This window comes from Labrys monachus, from assembly GCF_030814655.1.
GTDB classification, from domain to species: domain Bacteria; phylum Pseudomonadota; class Alphaproteobacteria; order Rhizobiales; family Labraceae; genus Labrys; species Labrys monacha.
This window is the reverse complement of the sequence record NZ_JAUSVK010000001.1, coordinates 2,533,026-2,556,926: the sequence shown is the minus strand read 5'-3', so window position 1 is coordinate 2,556,926 and position 23,901 is coordinate 2,533,026. Positions and strand designations below refer to the sequence as shown.

The window sequence follows — 23,901 nt, the reverse complement described above, 5'->3', positions numbered from 1 at the left end:
GTGATCGACGACCTCTTCGACGCCGCCAGGGCCGTGCGCGACAACGCCCACGCCCCCTATTCGCGTTTCAAGGTGGGCGCCGCCATCCGCGGGCGCTCGGGCCGGATCTATGCCGGCTGCAACGTCGAGAACGCGGCATTCCCGGTCGGCGCCTGCGCCGAGGGCGGCGCGATCTCGCTGATGGTGGCGAGCGGCGAGACCGCCATCGCCGAGATCCTGGTGCTGGGCTGGATGGATGCGCAGCCCGACGCGCCGGGCCTGACGACGCCTTGCGGCGGTTGCCGCCAGCGCATCCGCGAATTCGCCGCCCCCTCGACGCCCATCCATATCGCGGGCCCCAAGGGCCTTCGCCGCAGCTTCACCCTGGCGGAACTCCTGCCGGAAAGCTTCGGCCCCGACAATCTGGCGTAGCCCTCCAGGGATCGCAGGCATCCTGCTGCTCTCCCGGCAAGCGCGGCGTTTCCGAAGATGCAGGCAGGATGCCTACGGTCCCGGAGCTACAGCGCCATCAGTTCGGCGAAGCTCGCCAAGAGCAGGGCCGCCGTTGCGGCGATCAGGGCGACCGCGACCCAGAAGTGCGCTCTGTCGTCGGCGGCGCCGCCGCCTTTCAGGACGATGTGCATGCGTTCGATCATCGGACCGCTCAACCTCGACACTATCGACGAGCACATTGGCGCATGGAGGGTGCCGCCGGGTTAACGGGGAGCGCGATGGCGGACCCGCTTCGAATCATGGTTGAGAAGAGGTGAGCGAGGCGAATCGCCGCCGGCCCCTCCGGCAAGCCTCAGAGGAAGGAATGTCCGGCGCCGTCCCAACCGAGGTCGAGATGCGCGGCCACGCTCGCGGCGATGTCGGCGAAGCTGTCGCGCCGGCCGATGGTTCCCCGCCGGCCGGCGAGGCGCGCCAGGACCGGCACGAATTCGCGGGTATGATCCGTTCCGGGCCAGGTCGGATCGCAGCCATGATCCGCGGTGACCACAAGGAGATCGCCGTCCCCGAGGCGCCCGAGCAAAGCGGGCAGGCGCGCATCGAAACGCTCCAGCGCGGCGGCATAGCCCGCAACGTCGCGGCGATGGCCGTAGAGCATGTCGAAGTCGACGTAATTGGCGAAGAGGAAGCCGCCCGGCGGCAGGCGGTCCATGGCCTCCAGCGTAGAATCGAGAAGGGCGTCGTTGCCGGCGCCCTTCAGGGTCTCGCCGGTGGCGCGGTGAGCGAAGATGTCGCCGATCTTGCCGATGGTGACGGTGGTCCGCCCGGCCCGGGCGAGGATGTCGAGCAAGGTATCGGCAGGGGGCGGCACGGCATAGTCCCGCCGGTTGGCGGTGCGCATGAAGCCGGTCGCGGCGTCGCCGACGAAGGGCCTGGCGATCACCCGGCCGATATCGAGCGCATCGACATGGCGGCGCGCGATCCCGCAGAGGCCGAGCAGTCGATCGAGCCCGAACGCCTGCTCATGAGCGGCGATCTGCAGGACGCTGTCGACGGAGGTGTAGACGATCGGCCTGCCGCTGCGAACGCTTTCCTCGCCCAGTTCGGCGATGATCTCGGTGCCGGAGGCATGGCAGAGGCCGAGCACGCCGGGCAGGCCGGCCTCCGCGACGATGGCGGCGATCAGGCCGGGCGGAAAGACCGGCGGGACCTTCGGGAAATAACCCCAGTCGAAGGGGACCGGAAAGCCGGCGATCTCCCAATGGCCCGAGGGCGTGTCCTTGCCCTTCGACCGTTCCTCGGCATAGCCCCACAGCGCCTCGTCATCTCCCGGCGCTTCCAGCCCCGCGGGCCTGCGACCCGTCGCCGCCTGCGCGGCCGCTCCCAGGCCGAGGCCGGCAAGCACGGGCAGGCGAAGCGGGCCCGACCGCAGGCCGGCCCGGTCGGCGCGCCCGGCGGCGCAGGCCTCGGCGATATGGCCGAGCGTATCGGCGCCGGCATCGCCATAGGCGGCGGCATCGTCGGCCGAGCCGATGCCGAAGGAATCCATCACCAGGACGAAAGCGCGCGCCATCGTCAGGCTCCTCCGATCCGCTCGAGCACCGGCGGCAGCGGCGCCTGCCCGGCCTCCGCCGTCCGGTAGGCGCGGCGCAGCGCCATGCCAGCGGCTTCAGCGCTCGCCTCGCTGCGCGCATGCACCATGCCGAGGGGCCGGTCCGGCCCCACCCTGTCGCCGAGGGCCGCGAGCGCGGTGAAGCCGACGGCATGGTCGACCCCGTCCCCCGGACGGCTCCGGCCGCCGCCAAGCGCCACCACGGCGAGGCCGACGGCCCGGGTGTCGATGGCGCCGACCGGCCCGGCATCGGCGGCAAGGACCGGCCGGATCACCGGCGCGACGGGCAGATGCTTCTGCGGATGCTCGACGAGATCGGACGGGCCGCCGAGGCCGGCCACCATCCTGGCGAAACGCTCGGCACCGGCGCCGCTCGCCAGCGCCTTGCCGATCATCGCCTCGCCCTCCTCGCGGCTGCCGGCGAGGCGCCCGAGCACGAGGATCTCGGCGCCGAGCGCCAGCGTGACGGCTTCGAGGCGGGTATCCCGATGTACGCCGGTGAGGAAGTCGAGGGCGTTGCGCATCTCCACCGCATTGCCGGCCGCGCTCGCCAGCGGCTGGTCCATGGCGGTGATCAGCGCCGTGGTCGGCAGGCCCGCCCCCGTTGCGACCGCGGCGATCGAGGTCGCGAGCTCCCGCGCCCCCTCCAGGTCCGGCATGAAGGCTCCGGAGCCCGTCTTCACGTCCATGACGAGGCCCTGGAGCCCTGCCGCAAGCTTCTTCGACAGGATCGACGCCGTGATCAGTGGGATGGATTCGACCGTCGCCGTCACGTCGCGGACGGCGTAGACGGTGCCGTCTGCCGGCGCGAGCTCGGGGGTCGGCCCGATGATCGCCGCTCCCGCCTCGCGCACGACTTTGCGGAAAAGCGCCAGGCCGGGCTGGGAACGGTAGCCGGGAATCGAATCGAGCTTGTCCAGCGTGCCGCCGGTATGGCCCAGCCCCCGCCCCGAGATCATCGGCACGAAGCCGCCGCAGGCCGCGACGAGCGGCGCGAGCATCAGGCTGACATTGTCGCCGACGCCGCCCGTCGAGTGCTTGTCGAGCACCGGACCGGGCAGGCCCGGCACCGACCAGTCGAGCACCGTGCCCGAGCGCGTCATCGCCCGCGTGAGCGCGATGCGCTCGTCCATGGTCATGCCTCGGAAGAAGACCGCCATGGCGAAGGCCGCGACCTGCGCATGGGTGACGCTGCCGGCGACGAGGCCGCCGACGAAGGCATCGATCTGCCCGGCGGAAAGCACGCTCCCGTCACGCTTCCTGCGGATGATCTCCTGGGGAAGATCCGTGCTCATGCCGCCGTGATCCGGAAGCCGGTGGCCGCGCGCTGCATGTTTCCTCCCCGTGCCAGGCATGGTCGTTGCGATGCCGGGGACGATAGCGCCGCGGGTCGGGGATGCAAGGGCGCCAGCGCCCGGGAAGATCGGAGGCAGCCATGACCGCGCGGCGAAAGAATTGCCAACATTAATAAAAGTTTATAGTCCTCGCCCCCGTCTCCACCGGCTTTCGGCACGCAGGTTGCTATGTTAAGGGGGAGGCGGCGGCCCGCCGTGGAACCATGCGGGCCGTGCGGTTTGACAGGTCGATGAGGACTTAGACGCAATGGCGGAACGCCGTTCGAGCTTTGAATATGAAGATCTTCTGGCCTGCGGGCGCGGGGAAATGTTCGGTCCCGGCAATGCGCAATTGCCGCTGCCTCCGATGCTGATGTTCGATCGCATTTCCGAGATTTCCGAAGAAGGCGGGCCCAACGGCAAGGGCCTCGTGCGCGCCACGCTCGCCGTCCGGCCCGACCTTTGGTTCTTCCCCTGCCACTTCCAGGGCGACCCGGTGATGCCCGGCTGCCTCGGCCTCGATGCGCTGTGGCAGATGACCGGCTTCTTCCTCGGCTGGATCGGCCAACTCGGCCGCGGCCGCGCGCTCGGCGTCGGCGAGGTCAAATTCACCGACCAGGTGCTGCCGAGCGTCAAGCACGTCGAATACGGCGTCGATTTCAAGCGCGTCTTCAAATCAAAATTGGTGCTCGGCATCGCCGACGGCTGGCTGAAGGCGGATGGGCGCACCATCTATGAGGCCAAGGATCTGCGCGTCGGTCTGTTCCAGACCCAGCCCGCATAGGTCTGGCGCATTTTTGGGCATGACGGCCGAAGCACCGCGTGGCTAGACTGGACTTGCCTATCCTGATGCGTTTTGACATGAGACGGAGGCAAGCGCGGAGCACCGGCTCCGCGTTGGTTTCAGTGTGATCAATCCAGGGCCGCCAGCGGCCCTGCATGTTGTGGATGCGGTTCCGGAGGCAGGCTTCCGGGACCCGGGTTTTAGGCGGCGCAGCCGTGACCGCTTCGGCTGAAGCGGCACCGCTCCGGCGCAATTTCGGAAGGGACCGCCATGAGACGTGTCGTCGTCACCGGCATGGGCATCGTGTCTTCGATCGGCAATTCCACCCAGGAAGTCCTGTCGAGCCTGCACGAAGCCAGATCCGGCATCACGAGGGCCGAGCAGTTCGCCCAGCACGGCTTCCGCTGTGAGGTGTACGGCGCGCCGACCCTCGATCCGGCCACCCTCGTCGATCGCCGGGCGATGCGCTTCCACGGCGGCGGCACCGCCTGGAACCACGTCGCCATGGACCAGGCGATCCGCGATTCCGGCCTTGAGCCGAACGAGATCTCCAACGAGCGTACCGGCATCATCATGGGCTCGGGCGGCCCCTCCACCCGCACCATCGTGGATGCGGCCGACAAGACCCGTGAGTCCGGCTCGTCGAAGAAGGTCGGGCCCTTCGCCGTGCCGAAGGCGATGTCCTCGACTGCTTCGGCCACCCTTGCGACCTGGTTCAAGATCAAGGGCCTGAACTATTCGATCTCCTCGGCCTGCGCGACCTCGAACCACTGCATCGGCAATGCCTATGAGGCGATCCAATACGGCAAGCAGGACGTGATGTTCGCCGGGGGATGCGAGGAGCTCGACTGGACGCTCGCGGTGATGTTCGACGCGATGGGCGCGATGTCCTCGAAATACAATGCGACGCCGGCGGTGGCCTCGCGGCCCTATGACAGGAATCGCGACGGCTTCGTGATCTCGGCCGGGGCGGGCGTCCTCGTGCTGGAGGAACTGGAACATGCCAAGGCGCGCGGCGCGCGCATCTATGGCGAGATCGCAGGCTATGGCGCGACCTCCGACGGGCACGACATGGTCGCCCCCTCCGGCGAGGGCGCCGAGCGCTGCATCCGCATGGCGCTCTCCACCGTGAAGGGCAAGATCGACTATATCAATCCGCATGCGACCTCGACCCCGGCAGGCGATCCGCCGGAAATCGATGCGATCCGCAAGGTGTTCGGTGCCGGGGACAAATGTCCGCCTATCGCGGCAACCAAGGCGCTGACCGGGCATTCGCAGGGCGCCACCGGCGTGCAGGAAGCAATTTATTCACTTCTGATGATGAACAATGGCTTCATCTGCGAAAGCGCCCACATTGAGGAGCTGGATCCGATCTTCGCCGACATGCCGATCGTGCGCAAGCGCATCGACGACGCGAAGATCAGCCACGTCCTGTCCAATTCCTTCGGTTTCGGCGGCACCAACGCTGCGCTGGTCTTCAAGCGTCTCGACGCGTGAGGCCCGGCCGGACAGCCGACGCCGCCCTTCCGCGGGGAGGACGGCGGCCATGACAGCCCGTGGTTCATGACCGCGAAAAGTCATGGGTAACAAAGGGATAGATAATGTGATCGGCGGCCGGCCCAAAGTGCCGGAAGCTTAATCGAACTGTGCTAAAAGAACGATGTGGATACGGCCTGGTCAAGCACGGATCGGCTGGCGTCCGCACGAACACGATACACCGGATATTGGAGTTGCACGCCATGACAGGGCTCATGCAGGGTAAGCGCGGTCTGATCATGGGCGTCGCCAACAACCATTCGATCGCCTGGGGAATTGCCGCGAGCCTGGCCAAGCAGGGCGCCGAACTCGCCTTCACCTATCAGGGCGAGGCCCTGCAGAAGCGGGTCGAACCGCTGGCCAACAGCATCGGCTCGTCGCTGCTGCTGCCCTGCGACGTCGAGGACATCGCCTCCGTCGATGCGGTGTTCGAGGAACTCGCCGCGACATGGGGCACGATCGACTTCCTTGTGCACGCCATCGCCTATTCGGACAAGAACGAGCTCAAGGGCCGTTATGCCGATACCTCGCGCGACAACTTCACGCGGACGATGGTGATTTCCTGCTTCTCCTTCACGGAGATCGCCAAGCGTGCGGCGGCGCTGATGCCGCATGGCGGCTCGATCGTCACCCTGACCTATGGCGGGTCGACGCGCGTCATGCCGAACTATAATGTGATGGGTGTCGCCAAGGCGGCGCTCGAGGCCTCGGTGCGCTATCTCGCCTCCGATTTCGGCCCGCAGGGCGTTCGCGTCAACGCCATCTCGGCCGGCCCGGTCCGCACCCTGGCGGGCGCCGGCATCGCCGATGCGAGGCTGATGTTCAATTACCAGCGCAGCCATGCCCCGCTGCGGCGTACCGTCAGCATCGAGGAGGTCGGCGGCTCCGCGCTCTATCTCCTGTCGGACCTGTCGACCGGCGTCACCGGCGACATCCACTTCGTCGATTCGGGCTACAACATCATCTCGATGCCGCATCCCGAGGCGCTGAAGGCACAGGAAGCCGCAGAGGCCAGCATCCCGACCAAGGCGGCCGCGGAATAAGTGTCCCGGGAGGGCGGACAGCCTGTCCGCTCTGCCTGCGGGTCTGAGCGTTTCGGCAGGCGGACGGCATGTCCGCATTCCCCAATCGCCAAGTTCGTGCGCCAAGTTCGTGCGCCAAGTTCGTGCTCGACTGCCCCGGGGGCGAATATGTCCCCGGCAGGAGGCTTTTTGGAAGCGTCTTCCGATTTTTGACGGAAGCAGCGGAGCGTCAAGGACGCGTCTCAACGAAGACTGAGACCCGATAGCGTTTCCAGGGAAACGCTTCTGCTTAGTGGCCGTAGACTTCCTGATAGGCGCTGCGGAGCATGTCCGTGCGATCGGCCCGAAGGTCGGTCAAATCGGCGTTCGACAGAGAATTGATCTCGTCGATCATGCGCCGAAAGCGGGCGCGCTTGGCCAGACGGTCCTTGAGGTGAGCGATGATGCTTGCGAAAATCATGATGTGTTCCTTTCTGTTGAGTGCATTCTCCTCTTTTTTTGCTGCGTTGCAACAATCCATACCGCAACGCAGTGCCGCTTTCAGCGCATAGCTCGGGCATGTCAGTGCCCAATCCATGCGCTGAGAACATGGGTAAGTTGCATTTTTTCTAGGCTATGAGCCCTTTTGCTCGGCAATCTCGACATCGATCTGCCGGATCGCCTCGCGGATCTTCTCGACCTTGGCTGCCGTTTCGCGCGCCTGCCGCTCCGAATGGGCGTCCTTGTGCCTTTGCAGCGCCTGTATCTTGGACTGTTTGAGGAGCATGGCGATCTCGGCGGTCATCTTCGCCTTCTTCAGGGATCGTTCATCCATCGCAGCGGTTCCTCTCGTGCTATCCGGATATCTTCTCTACCGCAGGACGCCGGCCTTATGCACGCGCGACGTCGGCCGAGGCCGATCGGCCGCCCACGGCAAGCGCCCGGTCGACGGCAGCGAGGGCGTGGATGGTGGTGGTGTCGAACAGCGGCACGGCACTGTCCTCCGCCGAAACCAGCAGCATGATCTCGGTGCAGCCGAGGATCACGGCCTGCGCGCCGCGCTCGACCAGCCTTGCGATGACCTCGCGATAGGCGAGGCGCGAGGCGGGCTTCACCACGCCGGCGACGAGTTCCTCATAGATGATGCGATGCACGGCCTGCCGATCCTGCGCGTAGGGGATGACGACGTCGAGGCCGTAGGCACCGGCGAGGCGGCTCGTGTAGAAATCCTGTTCCATGGTGAAGGCGGTGCCGAGCAGGCCGACGCGGCGCAGTCCCGCTGCCCTGATCCTCTCGGCCGTCGGATCGGCGATGTGCAGCAGGGGAATGGAAACCGCGCCGGTCACCGCATCCGCCAGGCGGTGCATGGTATTGGTGCAGATCACGATGAAGTCGGCACCGCCCCGCTCCAGCCGCCGGGCGGCGTCGCGCATCGCCTCGGCCAACCCTTCCCAGTCGCCGGCATGCTGCAGCCGCTCGATGTCGCCGAAGTCGACCGACCACATCAGGCTGCGGGCCGAGTGGACGCCGCCGAGCCGGCGTCGGACCTCGCGGTTGATGATGCAGTAATATTCCGCCGAACTCTCCCAGCTCATGCCGCCGATGAGGCCGATGACCGCTTGCCGAGCCATGCCTTGTCCTTTCGCCGGCAGGGGCGCCGGCCCGCCCCTCAATAGCCCATGCCGCCGGCCTCCGCAGCCCTCCGGACGATGGCGGAGCCGCGCAGGGAACGCCGGGCGCAAGATTGCCGTTCAACCGCCGGCCATTTTGCTCTAGGTCTCACCGCTACCGACGAAACAGCCAATCCCAGGATTCCTTCATGAGCGACACCTTTCCCGACCGCCTCTCCGTCAATCCGAACAGCCCCCATTACGACGAGGCCTTGTTGGGACGTGGCATCGGCATCCGCTTCAACGGCGTCGACAAGAACAATGTCGAGGAATACTGCATCAGCGAGGGCTGGGTCCGCGTCGCCGCCGGCGCCGCCAAGGATCGCGCGGGCAATCCGCTGACCATCAAGCTCAAGGGCACGGTCGAGCCTTATTTCCGGACACAGGCTTGAGCGCAACCGCCGGCCCGGCACTCGTTCCGCGCCCGCACCAGCTGCAGGCGCGCGACGCGATCCTCGCCGCCCGTTCGGCCGGCCGGTCCGGCTTCCTCCTGGGCGATCTCACCGGTCTCGGCAAGACGCTGTCGGCCTGGCTCGCCATCGCCGCCATGCCGGAAGCCGAGGTGCTGGTGATCTGCCCCAAGGGTGCCATTCCGCAATGGCGGCGGACGATCGCGCAGGCGGGGGCGGCCCCCAAATCCGTCACCCTGCTCAATTTCGAGCGCACGAAATCGCTGCTCGCGCCGCCGGCGGCGAGCACGCGGCGTTCCGTCCGCGGCCGGAACAACGAACTGGCCAAGCACGGCACGCCCAGGCGCATCTGGCCGCTGGTGGTGATCGACGAAAGCCACCGTATCCGCAATCCCGCTTCGCAGCAGGGCCTGGTCTGCCGCCAGATCGCGGCGGCGGCCTCCTTCACGCTCTATATGAGCGCGACGGCCGGCCAGGCGCCGCACGAGCTGTCCTATCTCGCGCGGCTGATGGCGGAGGCGACGGGCAGCGCCGGCGGCGACCTCGATTCCTTCCGCGCGCTGATGAAGACGCTGCGAATCGGGCGCCCGCGCGGCCGCTGGAAGAACTGGTCGTGGGAGCCCAATGACGGCGACCGGCGGGTGATGTCCGAACTCCTCTACAAGGGCCGGAAGGCCATCGGCCTCAGGCGCCGCCCGGAAGACATCGCCGGCTGGCCGGAAGTGCAGCGGGAACTCGCGCCCACGGCTCTCGAGCCCGCCGAGCGCCGCCTCTACGAGGCGACCTGGCGCGAATTCCGGCGCGAGCTCGGCCTCCTCGGCGGCAGCACCCGCCGTCCTGCGGGCTGGGCGGCCGATCTGCGCTTCCGCCAGAAGGGCAGCCTCCTGCGCATCGCCGGCACCGCCGATTTCGCCGACGATCTGATGGCGAACGGGCAGCAGGTCGCGTTGTCGGTGGCCTTCCTCGAGACCAGCGCGCTGCTGGCCTCCAGGCTCGCCGGCCGGGGCTGGCGCGTCGGCGAGATCAACGGCACCCGGTCCGGCGAGGAGAACGAGGCGGTGCGGACCGCGTTCCAGCGCGGCGAACTCGACGCCGTCGTCTTCACCGTGACCGAATCGATTTCGCTCCACCGCGGCGAATTGCCGGGCGGGGAGCGCGAGCGCTCGCTCGTCATCCATGACATGCGCCACAGCGCCATCCAGCTGCAGCAGATCGAAGGCCGCTGCCATCGCGACGGCCAGCGGGCGGTGATCTACTACGCCTATGCGGAAGACACGGTCGAGGAGCGGATCGCCGCCACCGTCATCGCCCGAATGGCGGACATGGACGGCATGGCCGGCGACGACACCGCCCTGCTGGACGAGATCGCCCGCGTCATCGAGGAATAGCCCGGGAGCACAGGCATCCGTCCGCTCCCGCACCGCCGAAAGAGGGCGCGATCCTGTCCCGCCCGAATCATGGGGTTCTGAGCGCCGCCCGCACCCCTGAAAAGCAAAACCCGGCACGAGGCCGGGTTTTGACGATAGCGGATGGCGAAGGATCAGAATTTGTAGCTGACGCCCAGCTCGGTCGTGGTCTCGTTGAAGCGGGTCTTCACCCGGTCGCCGAGCAGGGTCATGTTCTGCTTGCCGAAGTCGGTGTAGCGGACTTCGCCGCGCACGATCCAGTTCTGGTCGATAGCGTATTCGACGCCGGCGCCCGCCGTCCAGCCGACACGGGTCTTGCTCGACGAATCGGAACCGGTGCCGGGAATCTCGACGCTGAGCTTCTCGTCGGCGAAGGCGACGCCGCCGGTCACGTAGGGCAGGATCTGGTCGAAGGCATAGCCGGCGCGGGCGCGGACCGAACCCTGCCAGTCGCTCTTGAACTTGGCCGAGCCGAAGGTGCCGTCGACGGTCTGGGAGGTCGTCTTCGACAGGCTGGTGTAGTCGATGTCGCCTTCGAGGCCGATCACGACATTGTTGTCGAATTCCTCATTGTAGCCGGCATGAGCGCCGCCGATGAAGCCGGTGTTGTTGAACTTGGCGCGGATGCCGAACTCCGAATCGGTGCTCTTGGCGTCACCGAAGACGGCGCCGGCGTGCACACCGGCGTAGAAGCCGGTCCAGCTGAACACGGGTGCGGCGATCGGCGCAGCAGGCTCGACCGACTGGGGGGCGAGATCGGCCGCAAAGGCCGAGGTCGAGGTGAGCAAGAGGGCCGCGAGGGCCAGACGGATCTTCATTTAAATCAAACTCCAACTACTAGAAGACGTTGAACGGACAATGCCAGAAAACCGACGCAGAGTCTGTAACCGCAAAGCCACACTCACCCAGCGATTCTTGACCGGAAGGGGTAAATTTTGTGTCAAAATTCAGGCTTAGAGATTCATTGCTATGGTTAATCGCGGATGAATATTCGTTCATCCAATCACAACAGGCATCAATTCTTCATATTTCCGATCGCCCCCGAAAACATTACATAAGAAATGCTGCAATATAACATTGAAATGTCGAAGTGAAACGCAGACGAAAGGGTGGGTATCGGCGCACCACCAGGCAATAGGGCCCGAGCGGTGCGGCGTTCAATTGCTTTTGCGCCGCGGCATTACGCCGGCCGAAAGAAAACGGCAGTCGCGCCGGCAGCAACGAGGTCGCAGCCGGTTGACCGGCTGCCGGCGCGCGGCGGCGCCCCGGCGTCCGCCCTGCCATAAAAAAGGAGGGAGCGCGCGTCTCCCTCCTGCTTCGGTCTTGCCGCAATCGCCTCTGTTCAGAGCACGAAGAACCAGTTGGCGAGGAGAACCACGGCGAGGCCCGCCACCAGGGTGAGATAAGGCAGCATGCCCGCCTTCTTCACGGCGAGGTCCGATTGCTTGAGGCCGAGATCAGCCAGCATGTGCTCGGGGAACTTGCCGCCGTCCTGCACATAATGCCGGAAGCAGAAGACGGGGATGATCAGCGCGGCGAAGATGAGCCCCGCCCACAGCGCGTTCGGGTTCCAGGTCTTGGCGCCGGCGCCCATGAAGACGGCGTTGACATAGGCGAAGATGGCGCCGAGCGCGATGACGAAGGCCGGCGCCTTCCAGGGCCGCGCGATATGGCCGTTGTCGACGCGATGGATCCACCCGGCATTGAGGTTGAGGAAGTTGAAGATGATATAGCCGCAATTGGAGACGGCGAGGATGAAGAAGAAGCTGGTCGCGTCCGTCGAGGCGATGGCGAGCACGATCAGGTTGCAGACGAGATCGGTCCACATCGCACGCGTCGGCGCGCCGTGCGCGTTCACATGGCTGAGGTAGCGCGGCAGCCAGCCGTCGACCGATCCCTGGTAGAGTGTGCGCGAGGATCCGGCCATCGCCGTCATGATCGACAGCATCAAGGCGAGGATCATCAGCATCACCAGGAGATTGGTGATGAGCGTGCCGCCATGCACCATCTGCGCCATGGCCGAGGCGACGCCGGAGCCGTCGACGATCGAGGGCGCCAGCATGCCGTCGAGGCCGAGCACGCCCTGGAAGGTGAAGGGAACGAGGATATAGAGCAGCAGGCAGAGCAGGCCCGAATAGAAGATCGCCTTGAAGGTGTCGGTGCCGGGGTCCTTGAACTCGCTGGTGTAGCAGACCGCCGTCTCGAAGCCGTAGGTCGACCAGGCGGCGATGAACATGCCGCCGAGCACCAGGGTCCAGCCCGGGATGTTCCAGCTGCCGGGCGCGGGAGCATAGGCGCTCGCCAGCGGTACCAGCGGCGAGAAATTCGCCCAGTTGATCTGGCCTGTGATGATCGGCACGACGCCCACGATCAGCATCGGGACGATGACGAGCAGGCCGATATATTTCTGCATGTTGGCGGTGCCGAGGATGCCGCGATGCTGGATGGCGAAGGTGATCAGCATCAGCACCGCGCCGATGAAGAAGGTGGCGTTGAGCGAGAAGCCCACCGGGCCTAGGGTGTGGCTGAACAGCGCCCAGCTGCGGATCGCCGGGGTCGCCGCAGTGGTGACGGCGATGACCGCGTCCGCGGGGGCCGTGCCGGCATGGCCGGCGATGTAGCTGACCACCTCGGGCGAGGTCGGCGTGAAGACCGGGATGGGGAACAGGGCGTTGAGGATATAGGCTGCCGCGATCGAGCAGCCGAGCGAGAGAACCGGCGACCAGGCGAACCAGTTGCACCAGACCGACAGCGGCGCGATGAACTTCGAATAGCGCAGCCAGGCGGTGGCGCCATACACCGAGGCGCCGCCCGACTTGTTCGGGAACAGGCCGGCTATCTCGGCATAGGTGAAGGACTGGATGAAGCCCATGATCATGGATGCCGTCCAGATCAGGAAGGCGAGCGTTCCCGTCGTGCCGGCGATGCCGCCGATGGAGAACAGCACCAGCGCCGGCACGCCGCTGGCCACCCAGAAGGCGCCGCGCCAATCGATATGGCGCAGAAGCTGGCCCTCGCCTTCCGCGCTCGTCACATAGCCTGTCGTTGTCGTCATCAATCGTTCCCCACGCTTCGTCCTGATGGATGCTTTGCGCGGCGGTCAGCCATGGCGGAACGGTGTGTCGTCACGGCCAGGCTTTACCCACCGTCTCTCTTTTTTCCTATGAGTGAAGAGTGACACACTGCTGCCGGGCGTCAATATCTTGTTTTCGGCGAGGTGCGGCAAACGCACGCCAAAGCGATTATTTTTTAGGCAGGCAAGGGTCCGCCGGCGCGCCGCTCTCACCGATCGCACCGCCCTTGGAGAAAAGAATTCGGCCGCCGATAATTTCCTGCTGGACAAACTTGTTTCTTGTCTGGAAAATTTCAGCCCATCAGCGGGCGATGACAGCCGCGCAAATCACACAGGCGATCCGAAGGGAAGCAGCGATGTCGGCAGCGAAAATGTGGGGCGGCGAACCGTTCTGGGGCCTCGGCTTCGAATGGGATCCGCAATGGATGCTCACCGAGCGGCAGAAGGCGCTGCAGGCCAAGCTCATCGAGCTCTGCCAGACCGAGCTGCGCGCCAATGCGATCGAGAGCGACAAGAACCGCATCTATCCGCGCAAGAATTTCCAGATCCTGGCCAGGCACGGCTTCCTCGGCCTGATCGTGCCGAAGGAACTCGGCGGCCTCGGCGAGAACCACACCTGCGCCGCCATGGTGGTGGAGACCATCGCCCGCTATGGCTGCGCCTCGACGGCGATGTGCTACACCATGCATACGGGCGCGGTCGCCGCCGCGCTGCTGCGCCACCATGACAACCCCGCCCTCAAGGACATCCTCAGCCGCATCGACAAGGACTGCCTGATCGGCACCCTCTCCTATTCTGACCCCGAGACCGGCTCGCATTTCTGGTACCCGATCTCCTCCGGCGCGGAAGAGACCAAGGACGGCTGGCACGTGCGCAAGAAGGCGTCGTGGACCACCTCCGGCGGCTTCGCCGACTGGTATATCGTCCAGACGACCAGCCCGAACTTCAACGGCAATTACGCCGACCTGTCCTGCTTCCTCATCCTCGGGGACGAGGCGAGCTACGACCCGGCGAGCTGGAACGGCCTCGGCCTGCGCGGCAACCAGTCCGGCCCGCTGGAGATCAACAAGGTGGTGCCGAAGAACCGCCTGGTCGGCCCGGTCGGCGACGGCGCCCGCTCCAATGACGAGGTGGTCGACCCCTACTTCCTGCTGTGCTCCTCGGCCTGCTGGAGCGGCATTGCCCTCGGCATGATCGACATCGCCAAGGCCCACACCACCAAGAAGACCCATAAGGATGTCGGCATGCGCGTCGCCGATTATCCGACCATCCAGGACTATGTCGGCGAGGCCATCATCGACACCAATGTCGTGCGCTCGATGGACTTCCTCATCGCCAAGGCGCTCGACGACGCCACCAACAACAATGACTGGTCGATCCACAAGGACGACGTCACCGTGCTGCCGCGCGCCAGCCTGCTGCACTGGCTGTGGCAGCTCAAATTCGCCGCCGCCAAGAACGTCGCCCATGTCTCGGACAAGATGCTGCATGCCTGCGGCGGCACCGGCTACAAGCCCGAGCTGCAGATCGAGCGCTATCTGCGCGACGCCAAGGCGGGCTGGGTGATGGGGCCGACCAACGAGGTGCTGCGCCAGTTCGTCGGCAAGGCCTCGCTGCTCGGCTTCGAGGCGCTCGATTACTGGAACACCTCGATCAACGAGCGTGTTCTCAACAACGAGATCAAGAAGATGGACGCCGACGGCAAAAGGGCGCTGGCCGAGCGCCTGCTGGCCGAGGCGAATCCGAGCGCGATGCGCAAAACGGCGTAGGATCGGACCGGGGCGCTCCGGCGCCCCGCCTTCGACGAGCATGCGAGGAAAGATGGCCCAGGGCTCTGCAACCAAGCCGATCGCAGCGGGGACGGACTCTCACCACGAGATTCTCGATCCCCAGCGATTCCGTGGCGCTCTCGGCCTGTTCGCGACCGGGGTCACCATCGTCACCGCCAGCCACCGCGAGGCGGGGCTCATCGGCATCACCGCCAATTCCTTCAGCTCGGTGTCGCTCGACCCGCCTTTGGTGCTGTTCTCGGTGGCCAACACCGCGCGCAGCCTCAAGGCCTTCCTCGAGGCGCCGGGCTTCGTCGTCAATGTGCTGCGCCGTGACCAGCGCGCCTTGTCGAGCCGCTTCGCGCGGCAGGGCGAGGACAAATGGGCCGGCGTCGCCTACACCGCCGGCCGCTTCGGCGCGCCGATCCTGCCCGACACCATGGCCGCCTTCGACTGCCTGCATTACGCCCAGTACGAAGGCGGCGACCACCGCATCATCGTCGGCCGCGTGGTGGCGATGGAGCACAATGTCGAGGGCGAGCCGCTGCTGTTCTTCGGCGGCCGGTACCGAGCGCTCGGCGAGGAGATCACGTGATGGCGGGCGGGCTTGCGATATCCGGTTGGAAGGGGGGGCGTTGCCCCTCACCCTTACCCCCTCCCCGTAAGAACGGGGCGAGGGGGCGTCCGGCGCTTGTGCGAGATGACGAACGCACGGAGCAGGCCTCGACGTCGAAGTCCCCTCGCCCCGCCTGCGGGGAGAGGATAGAGGTGAGGGGCCGCGCCCCCCTGGCCCAAAAACCTGTTCTCAAGACCTCCCCGGCGAGGCCCGGCCATGCATGAGAGCCTGCGCATCCGCGGCGGTTCGAGCCAGGTCTTCGCGCTCGGGGAAGGCGACCGGCTCACCCTCTATGACCTCGAAGGCGGCCAGGACGCCCTGCTCTACGCCTTCTCGCCCGCCGACACCCTGCCCTCCTCCCACCCCGCCGCACCGCCGGGCGCCTTGGCGGATCTCATCGCCGCCAACGAGAATGCGGGTCCGACGCGCCATCGCCTCGCCGGCCGCGACCTCGCCGCGGCACGCGGCATCCTCGTCTCGGGACGTGAGGCCGGCGCCGGCGAGGCGCTGAGCCTGTCGGCCGCCGCCGACATGACCCTCGTCCTGGTGGTGCCCTCAGCCCCCTCGACCGCCGACGCGGTCACCCCCGCCACCGATTTCGGCGCGGAGATCGCGCGCTCCGAGGCGAGGCCCGCCGTCGGCAGCCAGCCGGCGCCCCCGCTCGCCGAGCCCCTGCTCGACCTGCGCATCAAGGCGGCGACGGCCGAGCGCTTCGAGGTCAAGGCCGGGCAATATATCGAGATCATGGACATCGACGGGCGCCAGTGCTCGGACTTCCTGGCCTTCGACACCGCTTTGCTGGCCGAAGGCATCGAATGCGGGCTCGACGCCACTGCGACGCGCACGATCATGGGCCGCGCCTATCCCGGGCCCGGCCTGTTCTCGAAATTCTACGACCAGCGCATGCGCGCCACCGTCGAGGTGATCCAGGATACCTGCGGGCGGCACGACACGTTCGGCCTCGCCTGCACCATGAAATATTACGACGACATGGGCTATCCGGGCCATGATTCCTGCTCGGAGAACTTCAACAAGGTGCTGGCCCCGCTCGGCATCGCCGCGCGGCCCGGCTGGCCGGCGATCAATTTCTTCTTCAACACGCAGGTCAACCATGACGGCACCATCGGCGCGGACGAGCCGTGGTCGCGCCCGGGCGACTATGTGCTGCTGCGCGCGCTGACCGACCTGACCTGCGCCGCCTCGTCCTGCGCCGACGATATCGACCCCGCCAATGGCTGGAACCCGACCGACATCCAGGTCCGCGTCTACGGCGCGGAACATGAATTCCCCAAAGCGATCGCGACCCGCATGACACCCGATTCGCCGCCGGTCTTCACCAAGGAGACGGCCTTTCATTCCAGGATCGCCCCCCTGTCGCGCCGCATGGTCGAATATCGCGGCTATTGGCTCGCCAATTCCTTCCTGGCCGACGGTGCGGTCGCCGAATATTGGGCCTGCCGCGAGAAGGTCGCGGTAATCGACCTCTCCGCCCTGCGCAAATTCGAGGTGCTCGGCCCCGATGCCGAGGCGTTGCTCGACCATGCGGTGACGCGCGACATCACCAAGCTCGCCGTCGGGCAGGTCGTCTACACCGCGATCTGCTATCCGCATGGCGGCATGCTCGACGACGGCACCGTGTTCCGGCTCGGGCCGCAGCAGTTCCGTCTCGTCTGCGGCGATCCCTATGTCGGCGTGCATCTGCGCGCCCTCGCCGCGCAGAAGGGCTTCAAGGCCTGGGTGCGTTCCTCGACCGACCAGCTCCACAACATCGCGGTGCAGGGGCCGCGCAGCCGGGAACTGCTCGGCCGGATCGTGGTGACGCCGCCGACGCAGCCCTCCGTCGCCGAGCTCGGGGTGTTCCGCTCGGCCATCGGCCGCCTCGGCCATGCGCAGGGGCCGGCGGTGGTGGTGTCGCGCACCGGCTATACCGGCGAACTCGGCTATGAGATCTGGTGCCATCCGCGCGACGGCGTGGCGCTGTGGGACGCGGTGTTCGACGCGGGCAAGCCGCTCGGCGTGGTGCCGATGGGGCTCGAGGCGCTCGACATGCTGCGCATCGAAGCCGGCCTGATCTTCGCCCATTACGAATTCTCCGACGAGACGGACCCGTTCGAGGCCGGCATCGGCTTCACCGTGCCGCTGGTTTCCAAGAAGGGCGATTTCGTCGGCCGCGAGGCCCTCCTCCGACGCAAGGCGGAGCCGCAGCGCCGGCTGGTCGGCCTGGAGATCGAGGGGCGGGAGAGCGCCCATCACGGCGACCCCGTCTTTGCCGGCCGGGCGCGCATCGGCGTGGTCACCTCGGGCATGCGCTCGCCCATCCTCGACAAGACCATCGCCCTCGCCCGCGTCGACATCGCCTCGAGCGCCATCGGCACGGAGATCGAGATCGGCAAGCTCGACGGCCACCAGAAGCGGCTCAAGGCCAAGGTGGTGCGCTTCGCCCATTACGATCCCGACAAGACCAGGGTGAGGATGTGAGGGGGACCTCTCCCGGAGACGCTGCATCGCCAGGCGGCGCTGCGCCGCTCCGGGATGGCGGGAGGCGTTGTTTCACGGTCCCGTGTCTGCGGCGCAGCCTTGCATGCTGCATCGCGCACGGGATAACCAACCAGAGAATGCCGGTGCGAAGACCGGCACACTGCAGAGGGAAATATCGATGAGCGTTATGTCGTGGCGGCGATCGCCGCTCGCCGACCGTCACCGGGCGCTGGGTTCCACTCTCGAAGACTGGAACGGCATGGAGACGGCCTGGACCTATTCCACCAGCGATCTCGCCGACGAGCACGAGGCGATCCGCACCAAGGCGGCGCTGATGGACGTCTCGGGCCTGCGCAAGGCGCATCTGGTCGGCCCGCATTCGCATCAGGTGCTGCAGCGCCTCACCACCCGCGACGTGCGCAAGATCTATCCCGGCAAGTCGGTCTATGCCTGCGTCCTCAACGATGCCGGCAAGTTCACCGACGACTGCATCCTCTACCGCACCGGCCCCAACAGCTGGATGACGGTCTATGGCTCGGGCACCGGCTTCGAGGACATGGCCCGCGACGCCGTCGGCAAGAACGTCGCCGTGCTGTTCGACGACGACCTGCAGGACCTCTCCCTGCAGGGGCCGCTGGCGGTGAAATATCTCGCCCGGCATGTGCCCGGCATCGAGAGCCTCAAATATTTCCACCACATGCAGACGACCTTGTTCGGCAAGCCGGTGATGATCTCCCGCACCGGCTATACCGGCGAGCGCGGCTACGAGATCTTCTGCCGCGCCGAGGATGCCCGCGAGATCTGGGACACCATCCTCGCCGAAGGCAAGGAAATGGGCATCGTGCCCGCCTCCTTCACCGCGCTCGACTGGCTGCGGGTCGAAAGCTACCTGCTGTTCTATCCCTATGACAATTCGCAGATGTATCCGTTCGAGAACGAGGGTCCCGGCGACACGCTGTGGGAACTCGGCCTCACCTTCACGGTCTCGCCCGGCAAGACCGGCTTCCGCGGCGCCGAGGAGCATTTCCGCCTGAAGGGCAAGGAGCGCTTCAAGATCTTCGGCGTGCTCGCCGAGACCGACAGGATCCTCGATGCCGGCGACGAGCTCTGGGCGCAGGGCCGGAAGGTCGGCGTCGTCACCTGCGGCATGTATTCGCGCCTGACCGGGCGTTCGATGGCGATCGCCCGCATGGACGTCGACGTCGCCGTGCAGGGCACGCCGCTGGAAGTGCGCGGCAAGGCCGTGCAATGCGCGGCGATCGCCCATACGATCACCTTCGACGATCCGGAGAAGAAGAAGCGCACGGCGGCCTGAACGCGGCGGAAGATCGGCCTTCGGTCCTCGTCTCGACCGGAGGCCGACCCCCGGCACATGGCCCGCTCCTTGCTTGGTGAATGCACGTTTCATTGCGGAGACAAACGAACTGCCATGCTCGTATCCGGCATCAAGAGCCGCCCCGTCTACGGCACGCTCAGCCCCCATGCGACCGCCAGCCTCCACCTGATGGTGGCGGACGGCGAAGGCGCGGCGGCCATCCTCGACCTCGCCAGGACCGCGCCCGACGATTTCTTCGGCAAGGCGCACATCATCTATGTGGCGGGCGCAGCCGCCGCGAAGGATTACGGTGGGCGCCTGCGGGCCCTCGGCCCCGACATGTTCTACGAGGGCCCGACGATCGCCGCCGCGCTGCCCCGCCTCGCGCAGACCCTCGCCAACGCCCATATGGGCACGCAGATCTATCTGGCGGGCACCGAAAGCCTGATCGGCCAGGCGATGAAGGCGGCGATCGAGGCCGGCGTCGACCATCTCTCGATCCAGACCGAGCATCGCGGCTCGGAAGCGCGCCGCGTGCAATGCGTCCACTGCAAGGGCATCACCGAGGACGTCCATGTCCAGCCGGTGACCTGCGCCCATTGCGGCCTGACGCTGCTGGTGCGCGACCATTATTCCCGCCGGATCGCCGCCTTCCAGGGCGTGTGCATCGACGCCGAGGTTCCCGGCGAGGTCCCCCCCATCCAGGAGGCCTTCCCATGAGCGACAAGACCCCCAAGATCGCGGTGCGGGTCTGCGAGGTCGCCGAGGTGACGCGCGAGATCAAGCGCTTCCGCTTCACGCCGGTCGACGGCTCGCCGCTGCCGACCTTTTCCGGCGGCGCGCATGTCGTGGTCGAGATGCAGGACGGCGAGACGCTGCGGCGCAATCCCTATTCGCTGATGAGCCCGCCCTCGCAGACCTCCAGCTACACGATCAGCGTCCGGCGCGACGATGCCGGGCGCGGCGGCTCGCGCTTCCTGCACGATGCGGTGGCCGAGGGCGCGGAACTGCTGATCAGCCATCCGGTCAATCTCTTCTCGGTGGACCAGCGCGCGAAGAAGCATCTCTTCTTCGCCGGCGGCATCGGCATCACGCCCTTCCTCGCCATGATGGCGCAGCTGTCGGACGAGGATCGCGGCTTCGAGCTGCATTACGCCATGCGCTCCAGGCAGCACGGCGCCTATCTCGACGAACTCGCCGAGGCCTATGGCCGGCGCGTCCATTTCTATTGCGACGATGCCGGCGAAGCGATCCCGCTGGCGCGCCTTCTCGGCAGCCAGCCGCTCGGCACGCATCTTTATGTGTGCGGCCCGGCAGGCATGATCGAATGGGTGCTCGGCACCGCCCGCCGGCTGGGTTGGCCGGAGCAGAACCTGCATCACGAGCGCTTCCTCGCGCCCGCCTCCGGCTCGCCCTACACGGTCGAGCTGGCGGCGTCCGGCCGGACCGTCACCGTCGGCCCGCATCAGAGCATGCTGGAGGCGATCGAGGCGGCCGGCGTCGACGCGCCCTATCTGTGCCGGGGCGGGGCGTGCGGCCAATGCGAGACGCGGGTCGTCGCCTGCGACGGCACCCTGCTGCACAACGACCACTATCTCTCGGATGCCGAAAGGGCGTCGGGCACCAAAGTGATGCCCTGCGTCTCGCGCTTCGAGGGCGAACGGCTCGTGCTCGACCTGTAATCCCGGGCCGCGGCAGGCTGCCCACAGGGTGCTGATCTGCCGTGGAAAACGCGGACGGGGAGGGGCGATCACCGATCGCCCGTCTTGGAAGCGCGGAGCTGCGGCGAGGAAGAAGGTCGATCGGTGATCGACCCTCCGATCGTCCGCCTGCGTTGGTGCATACGGGCAAATGCCCGCCGTTTCAATCTCTTACAGCCGGAGGGCATCGCCATGGGCATCGAATTTCGCAAGGAAACCTTCCGCGACGACTTCACCTTCCGCAACAGCGAAAAGGCGATCCGGCGCTTTCCGTTCCCCTTCGACAAGGACGCCTACATGTATGCGGTCAACATCGAACCGCATACGGCCGGCCCGGAAGGATCGGTGTACGAGCATCCGATCGACGTCGACGAGCATTATGTCTCCGAAATGGCCGACCGCGCTTTGGTGCTGAAGGAGGATCCGCTGCGCTGCCAGTCGCTGCCGCATATGACGCTGGCGGGCTGGGACCTGCTCGAACTCCTGATGGTCTCCAAGGCCACCTCCTATCCCGAGCATTTCGAGCTTCACCGCGACGGCGACCAATGGCGCTGGATCAACCGGCCGCTCGGCATCGACGACCGCTTCACCTTCGGCGATCTCGCCACCCTGCCCTACGGGCCGATGGAATACATCACCCGCCAGAGCCAAGGCGATTTCTGCATCCTCGACCAGCGCGACGGCAATCTGTGGATGGATGCCGGCATCGTCACCACGCAGGCCGACTGGTCGCTCGACTTCGATATCGGCATGAACTTCTTCGAATGGCACGGCCCGGTGCCGCTGGCGCATGAGCTCGGCGTGTTCGAGCGCGCGCTGAAATTCATGCTCAATCTGCGCCAGGGCTCGCCGGTGCGCCGGCTCAACTGGACGATGACGATCAATCCGCGCCTCGACACCTCGCCGGAGAACTACCACAAATGGGGGCCGGACCGGACGACGATCACGCCCGAGAATGTCGGCAACAAGCTGCATCTGCGCGTCGAGCTGCAGAGCTTCTTCCGCCTGCCGCGCTCCAACGCCATCGTCTTCCCGATCCGCTGCTACCTGATCAAGCTGGAAGAACTGGTCACCATCCCCAAATGGGGCCGCCGCCTGCACCGGGTGCTGCAGAGCCTGCCGCCCGAACTCGTCGACTACAAGGGCTTGTCGCGCTACCGCGACACCGCCATCGCCTGGCTTTCCCAATATGACGACGGCGCCCCGACCAGCCCCGGCGGCTGGCCGGATTGAATCCGGCCGGCAGCGGCATCCGAACGCTGGATTCACGGATCCATGATAGCCTCGCGGGCACAACCGCGAGGGAACCGGCATGGATATCCGCTATCAGTGGCTGAAGCTGACCAGGAACGGCAATATTCGCAACTACACGGTCACACGGCAATTCTTCAACGAAGACCTGTCCTGCGATGCAGCCTTGACGGCCACCAATTTCGAAGGGGTCAGGGGCGGCTCGTTCTGTACGGCGGGCTTTGTCCAATGCACGAGCGAGCGAGGCGTCGAGGAATTCGCCGGCGGCCTCTGGGACAACCCCTCCGGCTATGATGCGCTGAACGATTACGATACCTGCTTCCTGCAGCGCGACAATGTGACGACCATCACCATGGCCTTGACGGGCAACCAAGGCGCCATGGCCCGATTCGCCTTCTTCATCAGGTCTCCAACCGGCTCCGAAACGAAATCGGCACGCATCTGGAGCGATATGGCAGGACCTCGCCAGACCGTGTTCGCCATCGACACTGCAACGGGCGAGGCGGTGCACATCCACGAGACATATGGCGACAAGGATTTCCTCGCCCGCGTATCGGCGGATGACGGTCTCGAAAAGGCCGCCCTCGCACTGGCGGCAAGGGGAACGAAGGCGAGGCTGACCGCGATCAAGGCCGCGAAGACCTTCCGTTATGATCCTCTGAAGCACTACCGGTTCGATAGTGCCCGCAAGAGTGTGGTCGCCCTGCCGGCCGGCGATCCGAAATAGCCGGGCCGGCGCAAGCCCTTCCTACCGCTTGATCGCGATGCTCCGGCCGGCGCCCTCGGGCAGCGGCAGGCCGGCATCCTCACGGGCGAGCGCGGCAAGGATCGTGCCGCTCTCGGCCAGCCAGGGCGCGGATTTCGGCGCCTCGCCGCCTTGGTCGATCGACATCAGGAGCTGTTCGGAGGTCGCCGCAAGGACGTCGCGGCTCGTGTCGCGCATCGACAGGAACACCCGCACGCGCTTGGCGTCGACCTCCAGCACCTGGCAGGCGACGGCGAGCGGCGCCCCGAGCTTGACCTCGCGCAGGAAGCGCACATGGGTCTCGAGCGTATAGACGGTGTGCCGCGTCGCCTGGCGGACCTCGGCCGTGAGGCCGATGCGCTCGACGAAGACATCGACCGCTCGCGCGAAGATGACGGCGTAATAGCCGTCATAGAGATGGCCGTTATAGTCGATCCATTCGGGACGGACGGTTTCGTCGAGGAGATGCATGGAAGATCCTGGGATCGCAGGCGTCCCGCCCACATGCGCTAACATAACGGAAATACCCGCCTTCTCCCGGTTCGGGAGAAGGTCCCGGCAGGGGGATGAGGGTCTAAACTTCAATGCAGATAGCTCAATAGTCGCGCTGGAATTGCAGAAGTCTAGACCCTCATCCGGCGCTTCGCGCCACCCCCAGCATTTCCGCAGGAAATGCGAAGTCCCGCATGGGAGAAGGAAAATCGCGCTATTGTCGGCAAAGTTAGCGCATATGGGCGAGACGCCTGCTCTTGAAACATCGCGGTTCGGGAGA

The 23,901-nt window shown here is 66.2% G+C and carries 23 protein-coding genes; 14 read left to right on the top strand and 9 right to left on the bottom strand.

The genetic code is table 11. The annotated features are described in order from the left end of the window. Nucleotides 1–411 carry a cytidine deaminase gene (cdd, locus tag J3R73_RS11530; RefSeq protein WP_307426575.1) on the top strand — a complete coding sequence of 137 codons (411 nt, stop codon included), beginning with the start codon at nucleotides 1–3 and terminating at the stop codon, nucleotides 409–411. An 86-nt stretch (nucleotides 412–497) separates the two neighbouring features. Here the strand turns inward: cdd and J3R73_RS11525 are convergent, their stop codons facing one another. The 3 genes from J3R73_RS11525 to deoA all read right to left on the bottom strand — a co-directional run bounded on the left by J3R73_RS11525 (nucleotide 498) and on the right by deoA (nucleotide 3,336). Next, complete coding sequence (locus J3R73_RS11525; protein WP_307426573.1) at nucleotides 498–635, bottom strand: hypothetical protein; 138 nt, start codon at nucleotides 633–635, stop codon at nucleotides 498–500. 149 nt (nucleotides 636–784) lie between these two features. Continuing rightward, nucleotides 785–2,002 carry a phosphopentomutase gene (locus J3R73_RS11520; RefSeq protein ID WP_307426570.1) on the bottom strand — a complete coding sequence of 406 codons (1,218 nt, stop codon included), beginning with the start codon at nucleotides 2,000–2,002 and terminating at the stop codon, nucleotides 785–787. Between the two features lie 2 nt (nucleotides 2,003–2,004). Next, nucleotides 2,005–3,336: a thymidine phosphorylase gene (deoA, locus tag J3R73_RS11515; protein ID WP_307426567.1), complete on the bottom strand. Its 1,332-nt coding sequence runs from the start codon at nucleotides 3,334–3,336 to the stop codon at nucleotides 2,005–2,007. A 307-nt stretch (nucleotides 3,337–3,643) separates the two neighbouring features. Here deoA and fabA point away from each other — a divergent pair, with 307 nt between their 5' ends. From fabA to fabI, 3 genes are all read left to right on the top strand, one after another. Then, entirely contained in the window at nucleotides 3,644–4,159 is a 516-nt protein-coding gene (gene fabA / locus J3R73_RS11510; RefSeq protein WP_307426565.1) for a 3-hydroxyacyl-[acyl-carrier-protein] dehydratase FabA, read from the top strand. A gap of 270 nt (nucleotides 4,160–4,429) precedes the next feature. Further along, nucleotides 4,430–5,656, top strand: a complete 1,227-nt coding sequence (gene fabB, locus J3R73_RS11505) for a beta-ketoacyl-ACP synthase I (RefSeq protein ID WP_307426562.1) — start codon at nucleotides 4,430–4,432, stop codon at nucleotides 5,654–5,656. Nucleotides 5,657–5,898: 242 nt separating this feature from the next. Then, on the top strand, nucleotides 5,899–6,738 hold the full coding sequence (fabI, locus tag J3R73_RS11500; protein ID WP_307426559.1) for an enoyl-ACP reductase FabI: 840 nt from the start codon (nucleotides 5,899–5,901) through the stop codon (nucleotides 6,736–6,738). A gap of 268 nt (nucleotides 6,739–7,006) precedes the next feature. Here fabI and J3R73_RS11495 read toward each other — a convergent pair whose 3' ends face one another. The 3 genes from J3R73_RS11495 to J3R73_RS11485 form a co-directional block, all read right to left on the bottom strand. Continuing rightward, nucleotides 7,007–7,294 carry a hypothetical protein gene (locus J3R73_RS11495; RefSeq protein WP_307426556.1) on the bottom strand — a complete coding sequence of 96 codons (288 nt, stop codon included), beginning with the start codon at nucleotides 7,292–7,294 and terminating at the stop codon, nucleotides 7,007–7,009. Between the two features lie 36 nt (nucleotides 7,295–7,330). Continuing rightward, entirely contained in the window at nucleotides 7,331–7,501 is a 171-nt protein-coding gene (locus J3R73_RS11490) for a hypothetical protein (protein ID WP_307426554.1), read from the bottom strand. Nucleotides 7,502–7,586: 85 nt separating this feature from the next. Further along, entirely contained in the window at nucleotides 7,587–8,327 is a 741-nt protein-coding gene (locus tag J3R73_RS11485; RefSeq protein ID WP_307426551.1) for an aspartate/glutamate racemase family protein, read from the bottom strand. 188 nt (nucleotides 8,328–8,515) lie between these two features. On the opposite strand from J3R73_RS11485, the gene J3R73_RS11480 reads away from it, so the two are divergent. Together J3R73_RS11480 and J3R73_RS11475 are read left to right on the top strand one after the other, a co-directional pair. Continuing rightward, entirely contained in the window at nucleotides 8,516–8,758 is a 243-nt protein-coding gene (locus tag J3R73_RS11480; protein ID WP_307426550.1) for a DUF3297 family protein, read from the top strand. Then, nucleotides 8,755–10,164 (top strand): DEAD/DEAH box helicase family protein, encoded by a 1,410-nt coding sequence (locus J3R73_RS11475; RefSeq protein WP_307426548.1) that lies wholly within the window; start codon nucleotides 8,755–8,757, stop codon nucleotides 10,162–10,164. The genes J3R73_RS11480 and J3R73_RS11475 overlap by 4 nt, the downstream gene beginning before the upstream one ends. Before the next feature lie 152 nt (nucleotides 10,165–10,316). Here J3R73_RS11475 and J3R73_RS11470 read toward each other — a convergent pair whose 3' ends face one another. Together J3R73_RS11470 and J3R73_RS11465 are read right to left on the bottom strand one after the other, a co-directional pair. Then, nucleotides 10,317–11,000, bottom strand: coding sequence for an outer membrane protein (locus J3R73_RS11470; protein WP_307426546.1), 684 nt, complete (start codon nucleotides 10,998–11,000; stop codon nucleotides 10,317–10,319). A 524-nt stretch (nucleotides 11,001–11,524) separates the two neighbouring features. After that, nucleotides 11,525–13,237 carry a trimethylamine N-oxide permease gene (locus J3R73_RS11465; RefSeq protein ID WP_307426543.1) on the bottom strand — a complete coding sequence of 571 codons (1,713 nt, stop codon included), beginning with the start codon at nucleotides 13,235–13,237 and terminating at the stop codon, nucleotides 11,525–11,527. A gap of 374 nt (nucleotides 13,238–13,611) precedes the next feature. On the opposite strand from J3R73_RS11465, the gene J3R73_RS11460 reads away from it, so the two are divergent. From J3R73_RS11460 to J3R73_RS11425, 8 genes are all read left to right on the top strand, one after another. Next, nucleotides 13,612–15,024: an acyl-CoA dehydrogenase family protein gene (locus J3R73_RS11460; protein ID WP_307426540.1), complete on the top strand. Its 1,413-nt coding sequence runs from the start codon at nucleotides 13,612–13,614 to the stop codon at nucleotides 15,022–15,024. Between the two features lie 52 nt (nucleotides 15,025–15,076). After that, nucleotides 15,077–15,619: a flavin reductase family protein gene (locus J3R73_RS11455; RefSeq protein WP_307426537.1), complete on the top strand. Its 543-nt coding sequence runs from the start codon at nucleotides 15,077–15,079 to the stop codon at nucleotides 15,617–15,619. 237 nt (nucleotides 15,620–15,856) lie between these two features. Then, nucleotides 15,857–18,118, top strand: a complete 2,262-nt coding sequence (locus tag J3R73_RS11450) for a trimethylamine N-oxide demethylase (protein ID WP_307426534.1) — start codon at nucleotides 15,857–15,859, stop codon at nucleotides 18,116–18,118. A gap of 187 nt (nucleotides 18,119–18,305) precedes the next feature. Beyond that, nucleotides 18,306–19,433, top strand: a complete 1,128-nt coding sequence (locus J3R73_RS11445) for an aminomethyl transferase family protein (RefSeq protein WP_370880077.1) — start codon at nucleotides 18,306–18,308, stop codon at nucleotides 19,431–19,433. A 114-nt stretch (nucleotides 19,434–19,547) separates the two neighbouring features. Further along, the gene (locus J3R73_RS11440; RefSeq protein ID WP_307426526.1) at nucleotides 19,548–20,153 is read left to right on the top strand and encodes a dimethylamine monooxygenase subunit DmmA family protein; all 606 of its coding nucleotides are present in this window, start codon (nucleotides 19,548–19,550) and stop codon (nucleotides 20,151–20,153) included. Next, entirely contained in the window at nucleotides 20,150–21,115 is a 966-nt protein-coding gene (locus tag J3R73_RS11435; RefSeq protein WP_307426523.1) for a PDR/VanB family oxidoreductase, read from the top strand. Before J3R73_RS11440 ends, J3R73_RS11435 begins: the two co-directional genes overlap by 4 nt. 210 nt (nucleotides 21,116–21,325) lie before the next feature. After that, nucleotides 21,326–22,366: a heme-dependent oxidative N-demethylase family protein gene (locus J3R73_RS11430; protein WP_307426520.1), complete on the top strand. Its 1,041-nt coding sequence runs from the start codon at nucleotides 21,326–21,328 to the stop codon at nucleotides 22,364–22,366. A 79-nt stretch (nucleotides 22,367–22,445) separates the two neighbouring features. Next, complete coding sequence (locus J3R73_RS11425; RefSeq protein ID WP_307426515.1) at nucleotides 22,446–23,111, top strand: hypothetical protein; 666 nt, start codon at nucleotides 22,446–22,448, stop codon at nucleotides 23,109–23,111. Nucleotides 23,112–23,132: 21 nt separating this feature from the next. Here J3R73_RS11425 and J3R73_RS11420 read toward each other — a convergent pair whose 3' ends face one another. Continuing rightward, nucleotides 23,133–23,600 (bottom strand): thioesterase family protein, encoded by a 468-nt coding sequence (locus J3R73_RS11420; RefSeq protein ID WP_307426512.1) that lies wholly within the window; start codon nucleotides 23,598–23,600, stop codon nucleotides 23,133–23,135. Nucleotides 23,601–23,901: the final 301 nt, after the last annotated feature.

Bases quoted from the DNA above. Each gene is read 5' to 3' on its own strand.
- J3R73_RS11450 (WP_307426534.1), top strand. From the start codon at position 15,857: ATGCATGAGAGCCTGCGCATCCGCGGCGGTTCGAGCCAGGTCTTCGCG.
- J3R73_RS11455 (WP_307426537.1), top strand. From the start codon at position 15,077: ATGGCCCAGGGCTCTGCAACCAAGCCGATCGCAGCGGGGACGGACTCT.
- J3R73_RS11420 (WP_307426512.1), bottom strand. From the start codon at position 23,600: ATGCATCTCCTCGACGAAACCGTCCGTCCCGAATGGATCGACTATAAC.
- J3R73_RS11435 (WP_307426523.1), top strand. From the start codon at position 20,150: ATGAGCGACAAGACCCCCAAGATCGCGGTGCGGGTCTGCGAGGTCGCC.
- J3R73_RS11520 (WP_307426570.1), bottom strand. From the start codon at position 2,002: ATGGCGCGCGCTTTCGTCCTGGTGATGGATTCCTTCGGCATCGGCTCG.
- J3R73_RS11430 (WP_307426520.1), top strand. From the start codon at position 21,326: ATGGGCATCGAATTTCGCAAGGAAACCTTCCGCGACGACTTCACCTTC.
- J3R73_RS11470 (WP_307426546.1), bottom strand. From the start codon at position 11,000: ATGAAGATCCGTCTGGCCCTCGCGGCCCTCTTGCTCACCTCGACCTCG.
- deoA (WP_307426567.1), bottom strand. From the start codon at position 3,336: ATGAGCACGGATCTTCCCCAGGAGATCATCCGCAGGAAGCGTGACGGG.
- fabA (WP_307426565.1), top strand. From the start codon at position 3,644: ATGGCGGAACGCCGTTCGAGCTTTGAATATGAAGATCTTCTGGCCTGC.
- J3R73_RS11440 (WP_307426526.1), top strand. From the start codon at position 19,548: ATGCTCGTATCCGGCATCAAGAGCCGCCCCGTCTACGGCACGCTCAGC.
- J3R73_RS11445 (WP_370880077.1), top strand. From the start codon at position 18,306: ATGTCGTGGCGGCGATCGCCGCTCGCCGACCGTCACCGGGCGCTGGGT.
- J3R73_RS11490 (WP_307426554.1), bottom strand. From the start codon at position 7,501: ATGACCGCCGAGATCGCCATGCTCCTCAAACAGTCCAAGATACAGGCG.
- J3R73_RS11495 (WP_307426556.1), bottom strand. From the start codon at position 7,294: ATGGATTGGGCACTGACATGCCCGAGCTATGCGCTGAAAGCGGCACTG.
- fabI (WP_307426559.1), top strand. From the start codon at position 5,899: ATGACAGGGCTCATGCAGGGTAAGCGCGGTCTGATCATGGGCGTCGCC.
- J3R73_RS11460 (WP_307426540.1), top strand. From the start codon at position 13,612: ATGTCGGCAGCGAAAATGTGGGGCGGCGAACCGTTCTGGGGCCTCGGC.
- J3R73_RS11485 (WP_307426551.1), bottom strand. From the start codon at position 8,327: ATGGCTCGGCAAGCGGTCATCGGCCTCATCGGCGGCATGAGCTGGGAG.
- J3R73_RS11465 (WP_307426543.1), bottom strand. From the start codon at position 13,237: ATGACGACAACGACAGGCTATGTGACGAGCGCGGAAGGCGAGGGCCAG.
- J3R73_RS11425 (WP_307426515.1), top strand. From the start codon at position 22,446: ATGGATATCCGCTATCAGTGGCTGAAGCTGACCAGGAACGGCAATATT.
- fabB (WP_307426562.1), top strand. From the start codon at position 4,430: ATGAGACGTGTCGTCGTCACCGGCATGGGCATCGTGTCTTCGATCGGC.
- J3R73_RS11525 (WP_307426573.1), bottom strand. From the start codon at position 635: ATGATCGAACGCATGCACATCGTCCTGAAAGGCGGCGGCGCCGCCGAC.
- J3R73_RS11480 (WP_307426550.1), top strand. From the start codon at position 8,516: ATGAGCGACACCTTTCCCGACCGCCTCTCCGTCAATCCGAACAGCCCC.